Consider the following 3,923-nt stretch of genomic DNA (forward strand, 5'->3'; position numbering starts at 1 on the left):
GTGGCACCCCGGGGGCCGCGGGTGCGGCGGCTGGCGCCACGATGAGCGAGGTGCGCGTGCAGGCGGCGCGTGGCGAGGACACGGCCTACAACGCCGCTTCGTCCGCCAGCGGCACCAAGACCGAGGCCCCGCTGCGCGACGTGCCGCAGACCATCGACGTGGTGCCGCAGCAGGTGATCCGCGACCAGGGCGCGACCTCGATGCAGGACACCCTGCGCAACGTGGCGGGCGTGGGCCTGTCGCATGGCGATGGCCAGCGCGACCAGGTCAGCATCCGCGGCTTCACCAGCATCGGCGACCAGTTCGTGGACGGTTTTCGCGACGACGCGCTGTATTTCCGCGACCTGTCCAACATCGAGCGGGTGGAGGTGGTGAAGGGCCCCGCCGCCGTGCTGTACGGGCGCGGCTCGTCCGGCGGCCTGGTCAACCGCGTGACGAAAAAGCCCGGCACGGACGTGTCCGACATCGCCCTGAGCGTGGGCAGCTGGGCCGACAAGCGCGCCGAGTTCGACGTGGGCCGCGCGCCCGCGGGCAGCGACTGGTCCTGGCGCGTCACCGGCGCGGCCGAGCACGCCAACAGCTACCGCAGCCAGCAGTTCCTGGAGCGCCAGGCCATCGCCCCTTCGGTGCTGTGGAAGCCCGACGGCACCACTTCGCTCATGCTGCAGGCCGACTACCTGCACGACAAGCGCGTGACCGACTTCGGCATCCCGGCCTACCAGGGCCGCCCGGTCAACGTGCCCGCGGGCACCTATTTCGGCTCGGCCAACGCGCGCGATGCGGACACGTCCGAATCCACGGTCAGCTCGTTCACCGCCACGTTCAGCCACCGCTTTTCCGACACGCTGCGCGTGCGCAACGCCCTGCGCTACTACCACTACGACCTGGACCGCCAGAACACCCTGCCCGCGGGCACCACGAACGAGGCCGCGGGCACCGTGGCGCTCACGCGCTCGGGCGTGGACCGGCGCGAGCGCGGCGTGTTCAACCAGACCGAGCTGATCCAGAACCTGCGCACCGGCAGCGTCGCGCACGAGGTGCTTTACGGCCTGGAGCTGGGCCAGCAGAACAAGGATGCGGTCTCGTTCACCGGCGGCACGCTGGGCAACGTGAACCTGTGGAACCCGGTGCTGCCGGTGGCGCCGCTCAACGGCGGCGGGGCCGTGTCGGCCAGCGCGCTGAACCGCTACCTGACACGCGCGTTCTACGTGCAGGACCAGATCACGCTGTCGCCCGAGTGGAAGGTGCTGGCCGGCCTGCGCTACGACCGTTTCGGCCAGGAGACCGACAACCGCCTGGCGGGCCAGAGCGACTTCGAGCGCACGGACACCACCTGGAGCCCGCGCGCGGGCCTGGTGTGGCAGCCCACGGCGGCACAGTCGTACTACGTGTCGGTGAGCCGTTCCTACCAGCCCTCGGCCGAGATGTTCGCGCTGTCGGCCACCAACACGGCCATCCAGCCCGAGCAGACGACCAACTACGAAGTGGGTGCCAAGCTCGACCTGCTGGACGGCCGCGCCACGGCCACGGCCTCCCTGTTCCAGCTGGAGCGCACCGACATCAAGACCACCGACCCGGCACAGCCCACCCGGCTGATCCCCATCGGCACGCAGCGCACGCGCGGGCTGGAGCTGTCGCTGGCGGGCGAACTGGCGGCGGGCCTGCAGGCCACGCTGAGCTACGCGCTGCTGGACACGCGCATCACCCGCTCCACGGCCACCGACGCCGGCCAGGCGGTGCAGGGCAAACGCGCCACGATCACGCCGCGCAACGCGTTCTCGGCCTGGCTCACGCAGCGCCTGGGCGACGACTGGAGCGTGGGCGGCGGCATCAACTACGTGGGCGACCGCTTCGCTAATCCGGGCAACACGGTGACCCTGCCGTCGTACGCGGTGGTGGACGCGATGGCGCAGTACCGCATCGGCAAGGCGACCACGGTGCAGCTGAACCTGCGCAACCTGTTCGACCGCAACTACATCGTCTCGGCCCACGGCAGCAGCCCCAACCTGAACCTGCCGGGCGCGCCGCGCAATGCGCCGTGGGATGCTTCGTGTCCGATGCCGCGCAGGTGGCCGGCCTGCGGGCGCTGGGCATCGCATTCTTCGTCGTGGGCTCCGACCAGGCGCTGCTTCGCGCCGCGGCACGGCAGGCCATGGCGGGCGCGCTGGAATCCATCGCCGCCTGACCCCCTGGTACTACATATTGCGCGGGGTGTATGGCGTGCGCCATACTGCCCAACCCGAGACCGAGAGAGAAACATGAGTACCGAAGTCCGTTCCGTGCAGCGAGCGCTGCTCATCCTTCGCGTGATGAACGAGCGATCCACCTGGAGCCTGCAGGAGTTGCATCAGCGCACCGGCCTGGCCAAATCGACCCTGCACCGCCTGCTGAGCACGCTGGAGTCCGAGAAATACGTGCGCAGCGATCCGCACGCCTATGGGCAATACCAGCTCACGCTCGCCGTGGGCAACCTGAGCAGCGGCATCAACGAAAAGCTGCGCCTGGCCGAAGTGGCGGCGCCGCTGATGATCGCCACCACGCGCCAGATCAAGTGGCCGCTGTCCCTGGGGGTGATCGAAGGGCACCAGATCCGCGTGGTGTTCTGCACCATGCCCTACAGCCCGTACGCGATCCGGCCCTCCAGCCTGGGGCGCCGCTACGAGCTGATCCCGTCCGCGCTGGGCCGCACCTACCTGTCGTTCTGCAGCCGCGCCGAGCGCCGCATCCTGGTGGAGTCGGCCAACCTGAATGGCGACGAAAGCCAGAAGATCACCGACCTGTGGGCGATGCGCAAGATCGTGCAGCAGACGCGGCGCCAGGGCTACGCCATCCGCCACGCGCGCAGCAATGCCGAGAGCACGGCCTTCGCGGTGCCGGTGTTCGGCGGCGGGGTGTTGCGCGGCACGCTGGTGTATTCGACGTTCGCCAGCCAGATGGACGAGCGCATGCTCAAGCGTTTCCTGCCCCTGGTGCAGGCCACGGCGGACCGCATCGGGGAAGAAGCGGCCATCATGCCCGGCCAGTTGGGCGAGGCGCTGAACGGCCCGCACGTCTGACCTGGCTGCCTTGGGGCATGAGGGGACGGCGCGCCGCGCTCACCCTCAAGGCCATCCCAAGGCCGTCTCAGGGCAATTCCGCCGAGCCCATGCGTCCCAGGATCACCCGCGTGCGGCCGGAGAGGTAGGCCGAGCCCGGCGCCTTCTCGAAGCGCTTGGGCTGCGGCAGCATCACCGCCAGCCGGGCGGCCTCGGCCGCGCTGAGCTTCGAGGCGCTCTTTCGAAAGTAGTGCTGCGCGGCGGCCTCGGCCCCGAACACGCCATCGCCCCATTCCACGCTGTTGAGGTAGATCTCCAGGATGCGCTGCTTGCTCAGCAGCTGCTCCAGCGCCAGCGTGAGCACGAACTCCTGCCCCTTGCGCAGCAGCGTTCGTTCGCCCGACAGCAGCAGGTTCTTGGCCAGCTGCTGGGTGATGGTGGAGCCGCCGCGGATCTTGGGGTTGCGCACCGGCCGGTCGGGCTGCAGCTCCTGGCGCTTGGCGGCCTGGGCCTCGGCGCGGGCGTTGCGCTCCCAGGCCTTTTCGATCGCGTTCCAGTCCACGCCGTCGTGGTTGACGAAGCCGTCGTCCTCCGAGGCGATCACCGCGCGCTTGAGGGTGTCGGCGATCTGGCCGTAGGACACCCACTGCTGGCGCCATTGCAGCGTGCCGTGGGCGACCTGGCCCCAGGCCTCCGAGCGCTGGAAGGCGGTGGATTCGGGGTCGATCGCCACCATGGCCGCGATGCGGCCGACGAAGAACACCTGCAGCGCCACGAAGGCCAGCAGCACCAGCCCGATCCAACGCAGCAAGCCTTTCATGCCGTGGTCTCTCCCCAGGGCGGGTCAGTGGCCGGCGGCCATGGCGGCGCGCAGCTCGGCCAGCACCT

The 3,923-nt window shown here is 69.7% G+C and carries 1 protein-coding gene and 2 pseudogenes; 2 read left to right on the top strand and 1 reads right to left on the bottom strand.

All coding sequences use genetic code 11. From position 1 onward, the window contains the following. Both AC27KI_RS20295 and AC27KI_RS20300 read left to right on the top strand, forming a co-directional pair. Window positions 1-2,033: pseudogene (locus AC27KI_RS20295) on the top strand (TonB-dependent receptor); the annotation flags it as partial. Window positions 2,034-2,336: 303 nt separating this feature from the next. Next, window positions 2,337-3,056, top strand: a pseudogene (locus AC27KI_RS20300) (IclR family transcriptional regulator domain-containing protein); the annotation flags it as partial. A 67-nt stretch (window positions 3,057-3,123) separates the two neighbouring features. Here AC27KI_RS20300 and mtgA read toward each other — a convergent pair. After that, window positions 3,124-3,855, bottom strand: coding sequence for a monofunctional biosynthetic peptidoglycan transglycosylase (gene mtgA / locus AC27KI_RS20305; RefSeq protein ID WP_487090534.1), 732 nt, complete (start codon window positions 3,853-3,855; stop codon window positions 3,124-3,126). Window positions 3,856-3,923: the final 68 nt, after the last annotated feature.

This window comes from Acidovorax sp. KPB24-03, assembly GCF_057546605.1.

Bases quoted from the DNA above. Each gene is read 5' to 3' on its own strand.
- mtgA (WP_487090534.1), bottom strand. From the start codon at position 3,855: ATGAAAGGCTTGCTGCGTTGGATCGGGCTGGTGCTGCTGGCCTTCGTG.